Consider the following 16857-nt stretch of genomic DNA (forward strand, 5'->3'; position numbering starts at 1 on the left):
ACCCATAGAAAAGCTAAGAATATTTATTTTTTTAAGTTTGATAAAAGAGACTTGTTTAAAATTAGATTTTCGTAAAACACTTTATGATAAAAAATCATGTATTTTTGAGTGAATATTAACTAGCGTAAAACTTTCCAAATGAAGAGCATATATTATTTTTTAACTGTTTTTCTCATAGTAGGTTGCCAAAAGGCAGTTCAAAAAATCGATTCTTTTAAAAGATATAATGAAGATTCTGAGATTTTGAGTCAGCAAAATCATGAGAATCCTCGTATGAAATTTAAGCTTATACAATCCAAGTATCTCGATTTGAATAAAGAGTTTGAGCCTTTTAGAGCGGATTTGGGTAAGTTTTCTGAAGAAGAATACAATGCTTTAAAACCCATTATCTTAGAGCAAGATATTCCAACGATACAAGCGGCAGTTAAGTCAGGAAAATTAACTTATGAAAAGCTTACTTTGTTCTATTTGTATAGAATTTTGAAATTTGAAAGCAATAAAGACAAACATCTAAATGCAATTATTAGTTTAAATCCGAATGTGCTTAATGAAGCAAGAGAGATGGATAAACTGCGAGAATTGGAAATTACGGAGTTTTCTCTTTATGGAATGCCTATTCTTTTAAAAGATAACATAAACACAAAGAATATGTATACTACGGCAGGAGCCGCTGTATTGAATAATAACCTTCCGACGGAAGATGCGCACATAGTTAGAAGATTAAAACAATCTGGGGTTTTAATTTTAGGTAAAGTTAATTTAAGTGAATGGGCATACTTTTTTTGTAATGATTGTCCCTTAGGATACAGTGCAATAGGAGGGCAAACATTAAATCCATATGGACGCAAAGTATTTGAAACAGGAGGTTCTAGTTCAGGGAGCGGAGTGGCCATTGCATCTAATTACGCAGTAGCGGCTATTGGTACAGAAACCGCTGGGTCAATTACATCACCTTCTAGTAAAAATTCATTAGTCGGGTTAAAACCAACAACAGGAGTTTTGAGTAGATCAGGAATTGTTCCTATCTCTGGTTTCTTGGATACTCCAGGACCAATGACAAAAAATGTAATAGACAATGCTTTACTTTTCAAAGCTATGGTACATAAAGATGGTGAAGATCTTTCAACAGAAATAGTGGATGAATTACCCATGAATTACTTTAATTATACATGGGATTCAAAGTATTTAAAAAATAAAAATATTGGAGTTCTTGAAGGGTTGTTAGAGGATCCTATTTATAAAAAAACAATTGAAGATATTAAAGAAGAAGGTGGTAATATTATTTATTTATCACCTAAAGAAATGGATTATAATGGCTTTATTAATTTGCTAACCACTGAAATGAAATATGATTTACCTAAATATTTACAGTCTTATTCCGGTGATTCGGTAAGTATAAAATCAGTAAAAGAGGTGGTCGATTTTAATAGAAATGATAGTTTGAAAAGAGCTCCTTATGGACAACAATTGTTTGAAGGCATTGCTCTTGATACAACTTCAATAGAGGAGTTGTTAGAGTTAAAAGAGAAATTAAAAAGTAATGGACTAGAGTATTTGAAAGCTTTAAGTAATGGAGAAGTAGATGTCATTTTATCCATTGATAATTATCATTCAGCTGTTGCTGCCGTAGCCCATTATCCTACAATTACAGTACCTATGGGGTATAAAAGCTCAGGAGAACCTACAGGATTAACCTTTATTGGCAAATCATTGTCAGAAAAAGAGTTGCTGGAATTTGCGTATGCCTTTGAAAAGTTAAGTAAAGCACGAAAAATACCAGTAAATTACCAATAATTATTAAAGTGTATCGAATCGAGTGTTATAATTCATAGTAGGTTAGAGATAGTATTCCAAAGTCCTATTATTTGAGAGTTTATATAGGGGCTCACAATTAAAAAAGCTTTATTTTTGCAAATCGAATTTTTTTAAGATGCGTACAAAAACAATAAAGCAAAACAAGATCAACGTAGTTACCTTAGGATGTTCTAAGAATGTATACGATAGCGAGGTTTTAATGGGACAATTAAAGGCAAATGGTAAAAACGTTGTGCATGAGGATGAAAATGATGAAGGAAATATTGTTGTAATTAATACTTGTGGATTCATAGGTAAAGCGAAGGAAGAAAGTGTTGATACCATTTTACATTATGCTCAGAAAAAAGAAGCTGGTGAAGTGGATAAAGTTTTTGTTACTGGTTGTTTAAGTGAGCGTTATAAGCCGGACTTAGAAAAAGAGATATCCAATGTAGATCAGTTTTTTGGTACGCATGATTTACCAAATTTGTTAAAGGTTTTAGAAGCAAATTATAAGCACGAGTTGATTGGTGAGCGCTTAACAACAACACCTAAACATTATGCTTATTTGAAAATAGCGGAAGGTTGTGATAGACCATGTTCGTTTTGTGCAATTCCATTAATGAGAGGAAAACATAAATCAACACCTATTGAAAACTTGGTAATTGAGGCTCAAAAACTAGCTGCTGATGGTATTAAAGAAATAATGCTAATCGCTCAAGATTTGACTTATTACGGATTAGACCTTTATAAGAAAAGAGCATTGGCAGATTTGTTAAGAGAGCTGGTGAAGGTTGAAGGTATTGAGTGGATTCGTTTACATTATGCATTCCCGACGGGATTCCCAATGGACGTGCTTGAGGTAATGAAAAACGAGCCTAAAGTTTGTAATTATCTTGATATTCCATTACAACATATAAATACCGAGATACTTAAGTCTATGAAGCGAGGAACAACTCATGAGAAAACGACCAATCTGATAAAGAAATTCAGAGAGCATGTTCCTAATATGGCAATTAGAACAACATTAATTGTTGGATACCCTGGAGAAACAGAAGAACAATTTCAAGAGTTAAAAGACTGGGTAGAGGAAATGCGCTTTGAGAGGTTAGGAGCTTTTGAGTATTCTCATGAAGAAAATACAGGGGCCTATGATTTGGAAGATGATGTGCCAGCAGATGTTAAATTTCGACGAGTTAATGAAATAATGGAAGTGCAATCTCAGATTTCTTGGGAGTTGAATCAAGAAAAGATTGGTAACACCTATCGTTGTCTTTTTGATAGAAAGGATGGTGAGTATTATTACGGAAGGACAGAATTTGATTCTCCTGATGTTGATAACGATGTACTTGTAAACGCTAAAGATCATTATATTAAACTTGGTGAATTTATAGATATTGAAATATTCGAAGCTGGTGATTTCGATTTATATGGAAAACCAGTGAATCAGTAATTATATTTTTGAAGCCAAACTTTTAATGGAAAAATTAACTACCTATATTGATAAATATGTCTCTTTAGATCAGAATGAATTGGACGAAATCTTACCTTTTTTTGAAAGAAAAGTTTTTTCCAAAGATAAATTCTTGATTAAAAAAGAACAGGTAGTAACCCATTATTATTTCATTGCTTCAGGAGGTGTTATGATTTATGACATTGTAGGAGATGTTCAACATACTCGGTATTTTGCCTTCGAAAATGAATTTATAGCTGATATTTCTAAGATTAAGAATAAACAACGTTCCGCATCTTTTATTAAAACTATTGAAGAAACAGAGGTGTTTACGATATCCTATGAAGATATGGAGCGATTGTATGATAAGTTTCCTAAGTGGCAAAAATTTGGAAGGTTAATTTGGGAAGATGCTTTTACGAGTGTTTTGTACGGTATTCATAATTTTCAATCTTTAACAGCAAAAGAACGCTATCTCGATTTACTAAACAGATCGGATTTGATATTTAGAGTACCTCTAAAAGATTTGTCCGTGTTTCTAGGTATAACTCCCCAATCACTAAGTCGTATTCGAAAAGAAATTAGCACAGAAAAAACGCCTTCGAGTGATTAGTATTACTGCACTTTAGATATCTTTTAATAAACTCTTAACATAGTTTGAACTGGTAATTATCATTTGGTAATTTCATCAGCCTTATTTAAGCCAATATTTGTATCAAAATAATAATACAAATATCATGGTCAGAAAAACAGCCACTTTAATTTTATTTTTGGTCATAGCCAATGTCTATGGTCAAGTGACAGGAGATGTCTTTGTTATGAACAAGGATAGAGATGTTTTCTATGTTCATTATACTCCTGAAATTAATAATTCAGATGCTTTCGATTATCAGAGAATAAGCTCTAAACTAAGTTTCCCTTTGTTTAGAAAAAGATTGTCTCTTTTTAATACAATAGGAATGGATTATCATTCATTCTCGTTTGGAAGTCAATTTCAACCTTCTATTTTAAATGCAAAAGAAGAATATTTTAGTGTTAACTATAGCTTGCTTGCAAATTATAAGATTTCAAAAAACTGGTCTTTGAATGCATTGTTAATGCCTTATGCAAATGGAAGTTTTAACCGTAGTTTAGAATCTGAAGATATTCATTTTAATGGAATATTATTCGCTGAAAAAAGATTCACTAGTAAAAACAAACAAAATACATATCTCTTAAGTTTTGGAGTAGGATATCTTACTTTATCTGGTGAAAAAAGAGTAAATCCAGTAGTGAATTTTATGGGATCAATTGGGCATAAGTTGACTTTTGCCATAGGATTACCCAATACTTATGTAAAGTACGATTTCAACCAGAAACATTCAATTAAAGTTTTAGGAGATCTGAATGACTTTTCTTTTCGTTTAACCAATCAAAGAGATAACGATAGGTATGCAAATGTGTCTCAATCTATTTTTACTACAGTTTCAGCGGGAGTAGAATACAATTATTGGCTTTCTAGAACCATTGGAGTTTTAGTAAGAGGAACACATTCAGTTTTTGAGAAGTACGAATTTCAAGATAGTAATGAAGAGGTAATTTATGGTATGGACGTTCCTTTGAGAGCATATATTTCTGTTGGGTTAAAAGTAAATCCATTTAGAGGTAGAAGACCCAATATTCCGAGAAAATAAAGTTTTAAATATTAATAAAGTGAAGTCTCTTCAAAATTTAAAATAGAATAATTTAATGAAGAGGTATTACAATGACCAAATAAATTAATAAAACACATGAAAAACAAAGAAATTGCACCAAATGTCTTTTCATTGAAATCAATGATGTTAATGGCATTACCGTCATATTTTTTTCCAGGAGTTACAGCTTGGTTATCGGGGTGGTTTTTGCATAAAAATGATTTAATGAATGCTAGTTTCATAAGTATTGCAATACCATCTTTGATTGCTACTCTCATAACATACAGTTTCTTTTGGGGAGTAAAGAATCGATTTAAGTTTGAAAATAAGCTAGTAAGGATTTTTTTAATGCTTTTTCTTAATCTCTTCTTAGCGTATTTTTTAATTGTCTTACTTCAGTTAGATCAGTACCAATTCGACATTATATTATCAACTGTTATCGGTACCGTTATAACTGCATGGAAAGTTCCAACAAAACAAATAAACAATGAAATTAGATAAACCAACAATAATTGTTTTTGGTGCAACTGGAACGGTTGGAGCAGAAGTGTTAAAATTACTGAGTAAAAATAACTGTTTTGTAAGGGGAGTACTGAGAGTTCCTGAAAGAAAGCCCCCGATAAAACTTAATGGATTCAATCAAAATATTAGCTATGTGTCTGCTAATTTAAATTCAAAAGACCAGCTAAGAACTATTTGTAAGGAGGCGGATGCTATTTTCTTATTAACAGCTACATCTCCGAGTCAAATAATTTATGAAACGAATATAATTGAAGTTGCTGAGGAATTGAGTATTAAAAAAGTTGTTAAACTTTCGGCACCAGTGGTTCCTAAGACTGTTTTTGTTGAAGTGAGTGATTGGCATAGGCGAATAGAAAAAGTACTTCAAAAGAGTAGTTTGGATTATTGCCTTTTACAACCACATTCGTTTATGCAAAACTGGGAACGAAATACATTTACTATTAAATACTTTGGAAAGATTTTCGGAGTGATGGGAGAGGCAGAAAGGAACTATGTGGATGCTCGTGATGTGGCTGAAGTCGCGGTAAAATACTTATTAAGAAATGAGGCTTTAAATAGAGAAGCGATAGTTCTATCTGGTCCAGAAGCTTTATCTAATGCATGTATGGCCGAGAGATTGTCCTATGTCACTGGAAAAAAAGTGGTTTATAAAGATATTTCCAGAGAGGAGTTTCTTAAGCAATTAACTAAGAAAGCGAAGCTCCCCGAATGGTTAGCAAGACATTTGGTGGAAATAGATTTGTTAGCAAAAAAGCATCCAGAACCTAAAACAGATACTATTGAGAGTATCTTAGGTAGAAAGCCAAGGATTATGAATGCTTACTTACAGGAATCTAGAGAGAAATTCCTTCCTAACAAATGGATGTTTTTCAGATAGGATCCCCCAGGCTTTAACTAAGACCTTGTAAAGAGATTCTTTACAAGGCTTTTTTTCGTTTATTACATCCATCCGTTATAGACCGCTATTAAACCAAAAGTGTCAAAGAAGCCATGTATAACGATATTGAACCATAGATTATATTTCTTCACATGAAAGATAAGTGCTAATATAAAACCTATGATTCCAGTAATAATTTGTCCAGTAATTCCTTGATAACTATGCATAAAACCAAATAGAATGGCAAAAAGTAATAAGTTAATAGCTAAACTAATAGTACTCTTATCAAAAAACTTATTGAATTGTTTCATAAAGTAGCCCCTCCAAATTATTTCTTCTCCAAAAGCAGCTGAAATCCATATGAAAACAAGCATGATTAATGCATAAGAAGTATTGCCTTTTAGGTCACTAAAACTGGAAAAATCGATGTCTTGTCCAGTCAATGAACCTATGAAAGGAATTAGGAAAAAATAGTAAGCGGAAAAAAGAATCAGTGCAATGGTAGGAGCATAAACTAAAAGATCCAAGAAGGAAGTAGTGCCTCTTTTTAGACCAAGTAATTTAAACCCTTTTTTACCATTTTCTACAAAGCTTGAAATAATCACTAAAATGGCAGGAATTATGACTATAAAATAACCCAAATTTAAAGGAGAAAACCATAAACCAAAAACGATTAAGATTGTTGCAATTGGAAGAATTTTTGATTTAATAAAAGAAATATTCATTGTTAATTTGTTTTAGATGATGATGCAAATTAACTTTGAAACCTAATAAGAAACCTACTGTAATTCAGTATTATTTACTGAATGGTAGTGAATATTCTACTGAGTGGTACGCTTATTTAAAGCTTATTATGAAACCAGTTTTCAAAATCTTTCTTTTTATATCTACTTATCATAATTTCCCGGTTTTCACCATCAATAATACTTGATTTTAATAGGACTGATAATTTCCCGTTTTCTACAGGTTTTAATTTTTCAATAGAATTAAAGTGAAGAATTGTTTGGCGGTTCGCTCTAAAAAAAGAATGGTTATTGAGTTGTTCGTTGGCCGAGTTCAATGTGAAATCTGTGGTTATGATTTTTCCATCCGTATTTACAATGTATACAATTTTATTTTCACTGTATAAAAGTGCTATTTCGTTAAGTTTTATCAAGCACGTTTCTCCAGCTTTTTTAAAGTTTAAAGTCCCGTGTATTGTTTCTAACTTATGTAATTTATATATAGCTTCTGCAAACATGAAAATAATAGCCAATCCACTTAAAAGTAATGTAATTGAAAGTCCCGTTGAAAAATAGTATAATTCAAAATCGCCATCTCTTAAACTTACTACAATCCAATAGATGGGAAGGTAAGCTAGAGAGATATAGAGTAAAGTCGAAGCCAAAAAATAAGTTAAAGTTTTAACTGTAATTTCTTTGTGGAAGTAGTTTTTCTCAAAAAAAATGAAATTGTATTTGGCAATGGCGAGTACGGTTATACCTATTATCGTAGAAACGATAATTGAGACATAAGGGAAACTGTAATAAGAGTGAAACGGGAAATTTTCACTTTGAGCTAAATGATTTGCAATAGTTGAAATGACAATAAGTAATAAAAAACTCTTTAACTTTGGGTTGAATGAATTAAGCTTTTTAAGGTTTGTAAGTCGAGAAAATACTCTGTTCATTGTCGAATAATTTATACTTAAAATTAAGGTTATTCTGCCGTTTATAAGTCTCTGCAAAGTTACTAAATCGTAAATGAGTTTTAATGCTTTTGAACAGCTATAAATGGATGAAAATGTAAAAGAATTTACCCATCTTTGTAAAACGTTATACCGCTCATATATTTATAAATATTAGAAATGGAAAAGGCATATTTTAATTGGAGTACAGGAAAAGATTCTTCTTTAGCCTTGTATAAGATCTTAAAAGATAAAAAATACAAAGTTGAAAGGCTAGTTACCAATATTAATAAAGATTATAACCGTGTTTCAATGCACGGCTTGCATGATAGTTTATTAGAGGCGCAGATTGAAAGTATTGGAATTCCTGTTGAAAAAATTCAATTTCCAGCCGATGTTACCATGTCTATGTATGATCAAAAAATGAAAGAGAAAACCGAAGAATTGAAAAATAGTGGTTTTAATCATGCGGTTTTTGGAGATATTTTTTTGGAAGACTTGAGAAAGTACAGAGATACGAAATTAAATGAAGTGGGGATAATAGGGATATATCCCCTTTGGAAGCAAAACACAAAAGAGTTGCTAAGAGAGTTTTTAGACCTTGGCTTTAAAACAATTACTGTCTGCGTAAATGCAGACTTACTTGGTAGCGAATTTGTTGGTAGAATTATTGATGAGGATTTTATTAAAGAATTGCCTGACAATGTTGATGTTTGTGGAGAAAATGGTGAGTTTCATACATTTTGTTTCGACGGACCTATTTTTTCAAAACCAATAGATTTTGAAGTAGGAGAGAAGGTTTTAAGGTCTTACAAACTTCATGACGATACCAATGATAATTGTTATCAGAAATCGAATAAAGAAGAAAAGAGAAACTATAGCACTAGTTTTTGGTATTGCGATTTAACAAAAAAGTAATGCTATTTTGAGAGGGTAAAAAAGAATGTAGTTCCTTTTTTAAGTTCTGAGTTTAACCAGATTTTTCCGCCGTAATTACTTACAATTTTCTCTACTATTGAAAGCCCAATTCCAGTAGAGTTTTTATTGTTTTCTAGTTTTTGGAAAACATTGAATATTTTAGAATGGTATTTTTCATCAATACCCTTACCATTATCTTTTACATAATACACAAAAGTTTTTCCCTGTTTTTCATATCCAACTTCAATTTTACCAACCTCTTTATCATTATATTTAACGGCGTTGCTTATAAGATTCTGAAATAACTGCTGCAATCTATAGGTATCTCCTTTAATAGTAGGGAAATTTTCTAAGACAGTTACACATACATGTTTTGGAATGTAAATATGACTTACAATATCTTTAAGAACAGTATTTAAATCGATAAATGAACTTCTAAAATCTTTAAGACCGATTGTTGAATATTCCAATATACCACTAACAAGTGCTTCCATTCTAGTGATATTTTCGCCTATTAACTCAACGTAGTTAAGAGCATCTTTTGAAAATTCTTTACCATGATCTTCTTTTAACCATGCGACAAGGGCGTCCATATTTCTCAGTGGAGATTTTAAATCATGAGATACTATGTGAGCATAGTTGTTTAATTCTTCATTACGTTCTTCTAATCTCTGAAGTAAAATATTTTGGTTTTCATAAGCTTTACAGGCTTCAAGAGTAACAGAGAATTTACTTATTACCGGAAGCAATTGATTTAAATCTTTGTGACATAAGTTTTTTTCAATGGAATATAAAAAGAGAAAACTGCTTTTATCAAGTCTTATAATAGCCAATATTCCGCTATCAATGGCTATTGTAGATAATTCATCGAATAAATCGTTGTATTCTTCAAGTGCGTATTGATCAATCGCATTTAAGTAATCACTAGCCCAAGTTGAAATTTCTTGTTTGGTATTATGATCACCAAAAGGAATAGAATATTCTATAATTAGATTATTCTGATCTAGCCTCAAAATCCAACAAGCATTTAAATTTTTTCTTTTCAGTAAAAGTTTAAGGAAGTTATCACAATTATTATAATAGTCAAGTGATTTTCCTATACTCATTGAATATTCGTACAACCTTAGAATATCAAGTATCTGATTTCCACTTTCCATTACTCAAATAAACCTACAACAATTGTTCTATTATAAAATTCGATATACCCATTTCCATAAGAAGAAATCTCACCTAAAGTTAAAGCTCCGTCTACTTGAATATCTGGATACTTATCTTGAATAGGTTTGTAAACGTTTTCTAACTCATACTTAAAGTCATCTTTTAGCTTAAATACCCTTGTGATACAATCGATAACCATAGCATTCTTTGCATCTTCAGATTTAGAAACTATTTCTTCGGTAGCCATTTTGGCAGCATTTAGAAGCGAGTCATTCTCACCTTTCATGATGTTAATCATGGTGTTTTCTTCGACGTGTCCAATACAAACAATGGCATTGTCGTTTTCAACTGTCAATGGATCACGCACAATATGGTGGTCTATACCGTCTTTGATTATTCCAATAGGATAACGTCCAGAATAATCCAAGAAGTTTTCTTTTGTAACCGTACCACCAGAGTCTTTTTCAACAATTTTTTTGTAAATATTAAATGGGTTTTCCCAGTTTATTTCTTCTATTGTGTTATGATTGGCTTTGGTAACTATAAATGGACCGTCAAGTTTTTCCCAACCATGTTTTACACCAATACTTGATTTAGTTTCTGTTAAACATACTACAGCAGCATCCTGAAAGAAACCGTCTTTGGAAAAAACACATGGTGCCTGCTTTAAGCTTAAGCTCCCAGCTCCTCCACCAATATAGTTGGTGTTCATTCCGTAGTTTTCATAAAGCTTACTTAAAAAAACAGAAATATTAGAAGTTAGTCCATCAACATAAGTGATTAAACTGTAATCCGACCCAGGTTTGAAATCAACAGAAGGGATCGCATAATCTTGTTTACTAATGTTTTTTACCATTGATAAATAAACAATGTTACTTAATCTATGGATAACGATTCCTTTTTTACTTATTTGATCATTATGAATAATCATTGGGAAAATTGCCCCTATAAAACTAACACCTTCGTTGTTTAGTGCTTTTATTAATTCTTCAATATTGGTATTTGTTTCTTCACCAATACTAATTAAAGCGGTGTCATTTTCAACAAAGTTTTTTATGGATAGAGCAACTTCTTCAGGGGTTTCATTGGTTAATAGCATACAAAGATTTTTTGTTACCGTAATATACTAAAATTACAGTGAAAACCTGTTTAAAAAATTGGAAAATAAGCCTTTATGTTTTTTGAATAATTACCAAAACAAAAAAAAGCCATGATTTACATGGCGTTTTTTACAGAGCTATTTTTTCTAAAGCAAGAAAATGAGTTGTTGTAGAATTTCTTAAAGGAAATATTTTAACTTCACACTTATAGGTCGATTTATCTTTCCTATGGTTGATAATTACTTCTTTAAACGGAGTTCCTAAAAGTAATTGTTGTTGTATTCTTTGTCTTGTTTCTTCTGAAGTTTGCTCTCCTTGAAGAAAACTAGGTGTTTTATTAATGGCAAACTTTTTAGAGTATCCAGTCATTTCTGTGAAGCCCGAATTTACCCATAGTATTCTTTTTGATAGATCTGTAAGTACAAGAGCTTCAAAAGTATTATTCTTAAAAATGTCATCGAAGTTATTGGTCCAATTATAATGCTTAGACATTTCTTTAATTGCTTCAATATCTTTATTTCGTGAAATTTCAGCACCCAGTTGATGAAACTTTTGTAAATAAATGTCAAGAGACATCAGCTCAGAACTAGCAAAATGGTTTGGTTGGATATTACATTGTAGACTCTTTAATCTTTCACCTGTTAATGAAGACATATAAAGGTCTAAACTTTTCATGTTAAATATGTTGTTTTTCATAGCTTAATATTTTGCAGCTCCAACATTTTTTGAGCTGTTATTTATAAAATTACGCAAATCTTCATTTGATTTTTGTAAATCTTCTTTTCGTAAGTACATCATATGCCCACCTCTGTACCCCTTAAAAGAAAAACGATCTTTTAGTTTTCCACTCGGGTCAATTTTACTCATGGTATACTTAGCTGCGGCATAAGTAGTAGCTCCATCGTAATATCCAGACTGAACTAGTACTTTTAAGTAAGGATTTTGTGCCATTGCTTTACGTAGGTTTTCTCTCGCGCTATTTTTTGTAAAATCCCAAGGATGAACAGAGCCGAACATATTATACTTTACATCAGTATTGAATTTTAAAACATTTTTAATATAGTAGTTCATTGCAGGTGTAAAAGAATGAACCCACGATACTAGTTCAGGGCTGTAATCTGGGCGATCACCTGATTCCTTTCTGTCGATACCTAAATACCTACTATCAAGTCTTCCGATGGTTTTTCCTGATTTCTCTCTTAGTAATTCTTTCCAGAAGAAACTATTTGGAACCTCCAAATTATGTTGAAGTATTACCTCTTTTTTAAGCCCAGAATAGTAAGCCATTTTATCAGCAATTTCTTGTCTTTCACTATCCGAAATAAATCCTCCTTTTGCTACGGCTGGTAAAAGTTTATTTATAGCGAAACTCTCAGACTCTGGTAAAATAGCTTCTAAATCTTGTTGTTGGAGTTGTGACGGAAGCATTTTATGATACCAAGCTGCAGCTGTAAAATAAGGGAAATTAATGGCGAAGTCTTCAGAGCTTTTAGTTCTTAGTAGTTCATAGTCGGCAGGAGATACCATAATAACTCCGTTTAAATATATCCACTGACTACTTTGAAGTTCATAGGCAAGTTGCATAACACGTGTGCCTCCATAACTTTCACCAATAATATATTTTGGAGACTTCCATCTATTATGTCTTGTGATAAAAGTATTTATCCAACTAGCTAAGTATTTAGCATCAGCATTGATTCCAAAGAAGTATTTATGGTCTAACTTTTCTTCTTTTTTTAGAACAGGTCTTGAGTAACCAGTATTTACAGGATTTACAAAAACTATATCTGCAACATCAAGCACTGAATAAGGATTGTCTTTAATTCCATAAGGTTGAATAGGGTTGCCTTCATCATCGATATTTAAAACCTTAGGCCCTGTATAACCAATATGCATCCAAACGGAAGCAGATCCAGGTCCACCATTAAAAGACATTAACAAAGGTCTGTTTTCTCTATTCGGAATATCACTCCTGTAATAATAGGTATAGTAAAGCGTAGCTTTGGTTTTTCCGTTTTTATCGAAGACGGGTTGAGTACCCGTTTGAGCTTTATATTTAATGAGTTTCCCTTTAACCGATACAGATCCTGAAGTAACCACAGTAGTGTCAAGTGGAATCCTTAAATCTTGGGCGTTTAAGCAAATACTGAGTAATAGAACAGCAAATGAAAATAACTTTTTCATTATGAAATGTAGTTTTTGGTGGTTTGTTTAAATGATAAAAATACTAAAACTTTTAATAAAGATAAATTGGGTAATGTTTTAATTTTTTGCTCCCTATTATATAAACGTATGATCTTAAATATGAGGGTTATATGTTTTAGGAGTCCCCCGAAAATCCTTTCTAAATAGAGTAGGGATAACCAAACCTTTTATTATGAAAAAACTACTTTTAATTTTTTGTGCCCTTTTTGTAGGGCAGTTCAACATGTTAAACGCCCAATGTGAAGGGAATAACTGTGAATTCGCCAATATAAATTTTACTCCTGACCCATCTTTTATTGAAGGGAATGAAAATTGGCAACCATCGCATGGTTCTCCAACTGTTAATGTGGGAGAAGTTATGATGTGGTCGAATGGAGGAATTGGAGAAGGAATAAATTATCTTTCTTATAATTTTGTTGCTGGACAAGAGTACTGTATTTCTTTTTTAGGAACAACCGAAGTTGAGGCTGATGATGTGGATGCATATTTCAGAGTAGCCTTAACTCAAACCCCAGTTGCGGGAACATTGATAAATTTTTCAGGAGCACCTTTGCCATCTCTTCCTTCTCCAAACCAAGTAATAGCAAATCAAAATTGGAACGCAACAAGTCCGGCGAGTACTTCAACGTACACGTACACGTTTACTGCTACAAGTAACTTTAACAATATTTGGTTTCATCCTTTTACAAATGGAAGTCGAACAATCCGCTTTAAATTGCAGCGTTTACAAATATGTAATATTACTCCTTGTGAGTCTAATTTCAAGGTAGAGCTTACCGAATTTGAAGGTGGAAATTCTGGTTTAACTATTTTACCCTATGGAATTCCAGCAGGAAGTACATACCAAATAAGTATTTTTAAAGATGGCGTAAATGTTTATTCGGGATTACCAATAAGCTATATTGCTGCACCAGGAGATTATACGGTCTGTATGGTAGTAACGCTGCCAGATGGGAAAAAATGCTCAAAATGTTATGACTTCTGTATTGGTAGATGGTATAAGAGAGGGAGAACAGAAGTAACATCCGAAGTGAAAAAAGAGAGTAAAACAAATTTTTATAAAGGTGAATTTAGAGATGATACGCGAGGAGCGAATAGGGGAAATTCTATTGATATCTTTCCGAACCCGACGAAAGGAGTTTTTAAAATAAAGAATAGAACTGGAATGAAATTGAAAGCGATTGAAGTATTCGATAAAAATTCAGGGAAACTTATTTTAAGTAAAGAGGTAAAACCTTTAAAATCGAAAGATATAGAGGTCGATTTATCGAATAGTTCTGAAGGAGTTTATTTAGTTAGATTAGTAGGAGAAGAAGGAGGGAAAGTTGTAAAAAGTTTTATACTGAATAAATAGAAGTTATTGTTTAAAGAGCAAGGTTATTACAACCTTGCTTTTTTAAAATTTTTCAAAAACGCCAAGTCCAAATAAAGCAAAATCGTATTTCACGGGATCTTTTGAATCGAATTTTCTTAAGGTGGTATCCAATTCAGTCAAAGCTTTCCAGTCGTTTTGTTTACGTTTTAATATTCCGAGTTTCCTAGCTACGTTTCCTGAGTGAACATCTAAAGGACAATGTAAGTTAGCAGGTGAATGTGATTTCCAAATTCCTAGATCTACCCCAGATTTATCATCTCTTACCATCCAACGTAAAAACATATTAATCCGTTTTGATGCTGAATTCTTCAAAGGGTCAGAAACATGTTTTAGTGTTCTTTTTTCATGAGGAATTTCAAAAAATGTTTTCTTGAATTCATGGATAGCCAGTTGGTAATTGTCAATTCCTTCTTGAGGTTTTAAAGCACTTTCTAATCCTTGGTGGTTGCTATAGATATTTTTTAAAGATTTTATAAAGAAAGTAATATCAACAGCATTAAATGTTCTATGAACAAAACTTTCAAACCTTTCTAGATCACCTTCGTCATGATTCATTACGAAATCATAAGGAGAGTTTCCCATTAAATCGACAATTCGCTGGGCATTTTTTATAATCATTTTTCTGTTTCCCCATGCAATCGTAGCTGCTAAGAATCCAGCAATCTCCTGATCTTCCTTTTGACTGAAAGAAATAGGGATTTGCACCGGATCGCTATTAATAAAATCGGTATTGTTGTATTCAATTACTTTTTCGTCTAAAAAAGCTCTTAGTTCTTCTTTTTTCACAGATAAGTATGTTTGAAAATTAATTTATGGTTCAGCTACAAAAGTAATAAACATAAAAAATGCATTATAGGAGGCATGCAAAAGAATACTCCATAACAGTCCAAAACGAATTCTTATAAAGCCAAGATATGTTCCTAAAATAAATTGAGGAGCAACTAATATAGGTGTAAGTAAAATTACATTTCTTGATATTTCATAGTTTGTAATGTGAACCAACCCAAATAAAAAGGCAAAGGAGTAAAATATAAAACTAAACAAACGTTGCTGTTTAAATAATGTAAGAGGACCTCTAAAGATTAATTCTTCCACGACGGGAGCCATTATCACGGTAATGAAGAAAATGGTCAATTTTGATTCAGATTCTAATAACTTTTCAACGGCATGATTGTCTAGATCGATTAACTTGAATTTTTCGATTATTCCAAAAATAGGGCTCAAAATCATTCCCGTAAGAATGCAAATCATAAGAAGGTGAACTAACTTTTGAAATCTATAAAATAGACCGTCATTAGCGTCTTTTTCCAATGTAGGAGCTTTCAAATATGACAAAAGTTCTTGAAATGTGGATTTCATTAATTCAGAGTAGTACTTTACAGTTAGATAATAACTCCATCCTTCATCACTAACTTTCTATCGGCCATGGTTGCTAGTTCGTTGTTGTGCGTAACAATTACAAATGTTTGACCAAAGGAATCTCTTAGTTTGAAAAAAAGTTCATGTAAATTTTCAGCCGAGCTAGAGTCAAGGTTTCCACTTGGCTCATCTGCAAGAATAACTGCTGGGTCATTAATGAGGGCACGAGCAACTGCCACTCTCTGCTGTTCACCACCCGATAATTCATTAGGTTTGTGATTTTCTCTATGAGATAATCCTAAAAAATTAAGCAATTCCTTTGCTTTTTTTTCGGTTTCAGCTTTCCCTTTTTTTGCGATGAAAGCTGGAATGCAAACATTTTCAAGTGCGGTAAACTCAGGAAGAAGCTGGTGGAATTGAAAAATAAAGCCTATATGTTGATTTCTGAATAATGAGATTTCTTTATCATTTAGATTTTTTATTGATTTTCCATTTATAGTTAAGGAAAAGTTCTTTTTGTCATCAGGAGAGTCAAGAGTGCCTAAAATTTGAAGTAGTGTTGTTTTTCCAGCCCCAGAAGGACCAACAATGGCAATAACTTCTCCTTTCTCAATATGAAGATGTACTCCTTTTAAAATCTCTACACTATCGTAACTTTTATGAATATTTTCAGCACTGATCATAACAAGAATCTTATAGGACGAATGTATAAAAAAGAAAGGAGATATGGTCTATTATGACGGTATATCTCCTTTAA

17 protein-coding genes are annotated in these 16857 nt (G+C 32.1%); 8 read left to right on the forward strand and 9 right to left on the reverse strand.

Annotation, left to right across the window (positions count from 1 at the left end; translation table 11 throughout):
• Positions 1–138: 138 nt before the first annotated feature.
• From ACKTTV_RS21895 to ACKTTV_RS21920, 6 genes are all read left to right on the forward strand, one after another.
• A complete protein-coding gene (locus ACKTTV_RS21895; protein WP_408033007.1) occupies positions 139–1794 on the forward strand; it encodes an amidase family protein in 1656 nt (551 codons plus the stop codon).
• 136 nt (positions 1795–1930) lie between these two features.
• The gene (rimO, locus tag ACKTTV_RS21900) at positions 1931–3247 is read left to right on the forward strand and encodes a 30S ribosomal protein S12 methylthiotransferase RimO (RefSeq protein ID WP_408033008.1); all 1317 of its coding nucleotides are present in this window, start codon (positions 1931–1933) and stop codon (positions 3245–3247) included.
• Between the two features lie 25 nt (positions 3248–3272).
• A complete protein-coding gene (locus tag ACKTTV_RS21905; protein WP_408033009.1) occupies positions 3273–3860 on the forward strand; it encodes a Crp/Fnr family transcriptional regulator in 588 nt (195 codons plus the stop codon).
• 124 nt (positions 3861–3984) lie between these two features.
• Positions 3985–4920 carry a hypothetical protein gene (locus ACKTTV_RS21910; RefSeq protein WP_408033010.1) on the forward strand — a complete coding sequence of 312 codons (936 nt, stop codon included), beginning with the start codon at positions 3985–3987 and terminating at the stop codon, positions 4918–4920.
• Between the two features lie 96 nt (positions 4921–5016).
• Positions 5017–5421, forward strand: a complete 405-nt coding sequence (locus ACKTTV_RS21915) for a hypothetical protein (RefSeq protein WP_408033011.1) — start codon at positions 5017–5019, stop codon at positions 5419–5421.
• Positions 5408–6319 (forward strand): NmrA family NAD(P)-binding protein, encoded by a 912-nt coding sequence (locus ACKTTV_RS21920; RefSeq protein ID WP_408033012.1) that lies wholly within the window; start codon positions 5408–5410, stop codon positions 6317–6319. The genes ACKTTV_RS21915 and ACKTTV_RS21920 overlap by 14 nt, the downstream gene beginning before the upstream one ends.
• 62 nt (positions 6320–6381) lie before the next feature.
• Here ACKTTV_RS21920 and ACKTTV_RS21925 read toward each other — a convergent pair whose 3' ends face one another.
• Both ACKTTV_RS21925 and ACKTTV_RS21930 read right to left on the reverse strand, forming a co-directional pair.
• Positions 6382–7044: a CPBP family intramembrane glutamic endopeptidase gene (locus tag ACKTTV_RS21925; protein WP_408033013.1), complete on the reverse strand. Its 663-nt coding sequence runs from the start codon at positions 7042–7044 to the stop codon at positions 6382–6384.
• A gap of 116 nt (positions 7045–7160) precedes the next feature.
• Positions 7161–7988 carry a LytR/AlgR family response regulator transcription factor gene (locus ACKTTV_RS21930; RefSeq protein ID WP_408033014.1) on the reverse strand — a complete coding sequence of 276 codons (828 nt, stop codon included), beginning with the start codon at positions 7986–7988 and terminating at the stop codon, positions 7161–7163.
• Positions 7989–8165: 177 nt separating this feature from the next.
• Between ACKTTV_RS21930 and ACKTTV_RS21935 the strand changes: the two genes are divergently transcribed.
• Positions 8166–8903 (forward strand): Dph6-related ATP pyrophosphatase, encoded by a 738-nt coding sequence (locus ACKTTV_RS21935; RefSeq protein WP_408033015.1) that lies wholly within the window; start codon positions 8166–8168, stop codon positions 8901–8903.
• 2 nt (positions 8904–8905) lie between these two features.
• Here the strand turns inward: ACKTTV_RS21935 and ACKTTV_RS21940 are convergent, their stop codons facing one another.
• The 4 genes from ACKTTV_RS21940 to ACKTTV_RS21955 form a co-directional block, all read right to left on the reverse strand.
• A complete protein-coding gene (locus ACKTTV_RS21940) occupies positions 8906–10009 on the reverse strand; it encodes a sensor histidine kinase (protein WP_408033016.1) in 1104 nt (367 codons plus the stop codon).
• A 50-nt stretch (positions 10010–10059) separates the two neighbouring features.
• Positions 10060–11160, reverse strand: a complete 1101-nt coding sequence (locus ACKTTV_RS21945) for an FIST signal transduction protein (RefSeq protein ID WP_408033017.1) — start codon at positions 11158–11160, stop codon at positions 10060–10062.
• Between the two features lie 130 nt (positions 11161–11290).
• Entirely contained in the window at positions 11291–11857 is a 567-nt protein-coding gene (locus ACKTTV_RS21950; protein ID WP_408033018.1) for a PAS domain-containing protein, read from the reverse strand.
• A gap of 3 nt (positions 11858–11860) precedes the next feature.
• A complete protein-coding gene (locus tag ACKTTV_RS21955) occupies positions 11861–13345 on the reverse strand; it encodes a S10 family peptidase (protein ID WP_408033019.1) in 1485 nt (494 codons plus the stop codon).
• A gap of 193 nt (positions 13346–13538) precedes the next feature.
• On the opposite strand from ACKTTV_RS21955, the gene ACKTTV_RS21960 reads away from it, so the two are divergent.
• Entirely contained in the window at positions 13539–14720 is a 1182-nt protein-coding gene (locus tag ACKTTV_RS21960; protein ID WP_408033020.1) for a T9SS type A sorting domain-containing protein, read from the forward strand.
• A gap of 42 nt (positions 14721–14762) precedes the next feature.
• Here ACKTTV_RS21960 and ACKTTV_RS21965 read toward each other — a convergent pair whose 3' ends face one another.
• The 3 genes from ACKTTV_RS21965 to ACKTTV_RS21975 are packed head-to-tail and all read right to left on the reverse strand — an operon-like array spanning position 14763 to position 16783.
• Entirely contained in the window at positions 14763–15527 is a 765-nt protein-coding gene (locus ACKTTV_RS21965; protein WP_408033021.1) for a TIGR02757 family protein, read from the reverse strand.
• A 24-nt stretch (positions 15528–15551) separates the two neighbouring features.
• Positions 15552–16100 carry a CPBP family intramembrane glutamic endopeptidase gene (locus tag ACKTTV_RS21970; protein ID WP_408033022.1) on the reverse strand — a complete coding sequence of 183 codons (549 nt, stop codon included), beginning with the start codon at positions 16098–16100 and terminating at the stop codon, positions 15552–15554.
• A 23-nt stretch (positions 16101–16123) separates the two neighbouring features.
• The gene (locus ACKTTV_RS21975; RefSeq protein WP_408033023.1) at positions 16124–16783 is read right to left on the reverse strand and encodes an ABC transporter ATP-binding protein; all 660 of its coding nucleotides are present in this window, start codon (positions 16781–16783) and stop codon (positions 16124–16126) included.
• Positions 16784–16857 lie beyond the last annotated feature (74 nt).

This window comes from Tenacibaculum xiamenense (assembly GCF_964513065.1).
In the GTDB taxonomy this organism is placed as follows: Bacteria; Bacteroidota; Bacteroidia; order Flavobacteriales; family Flavobacteriaceae; genus Polaribacter; species Polaribacter xiamenense.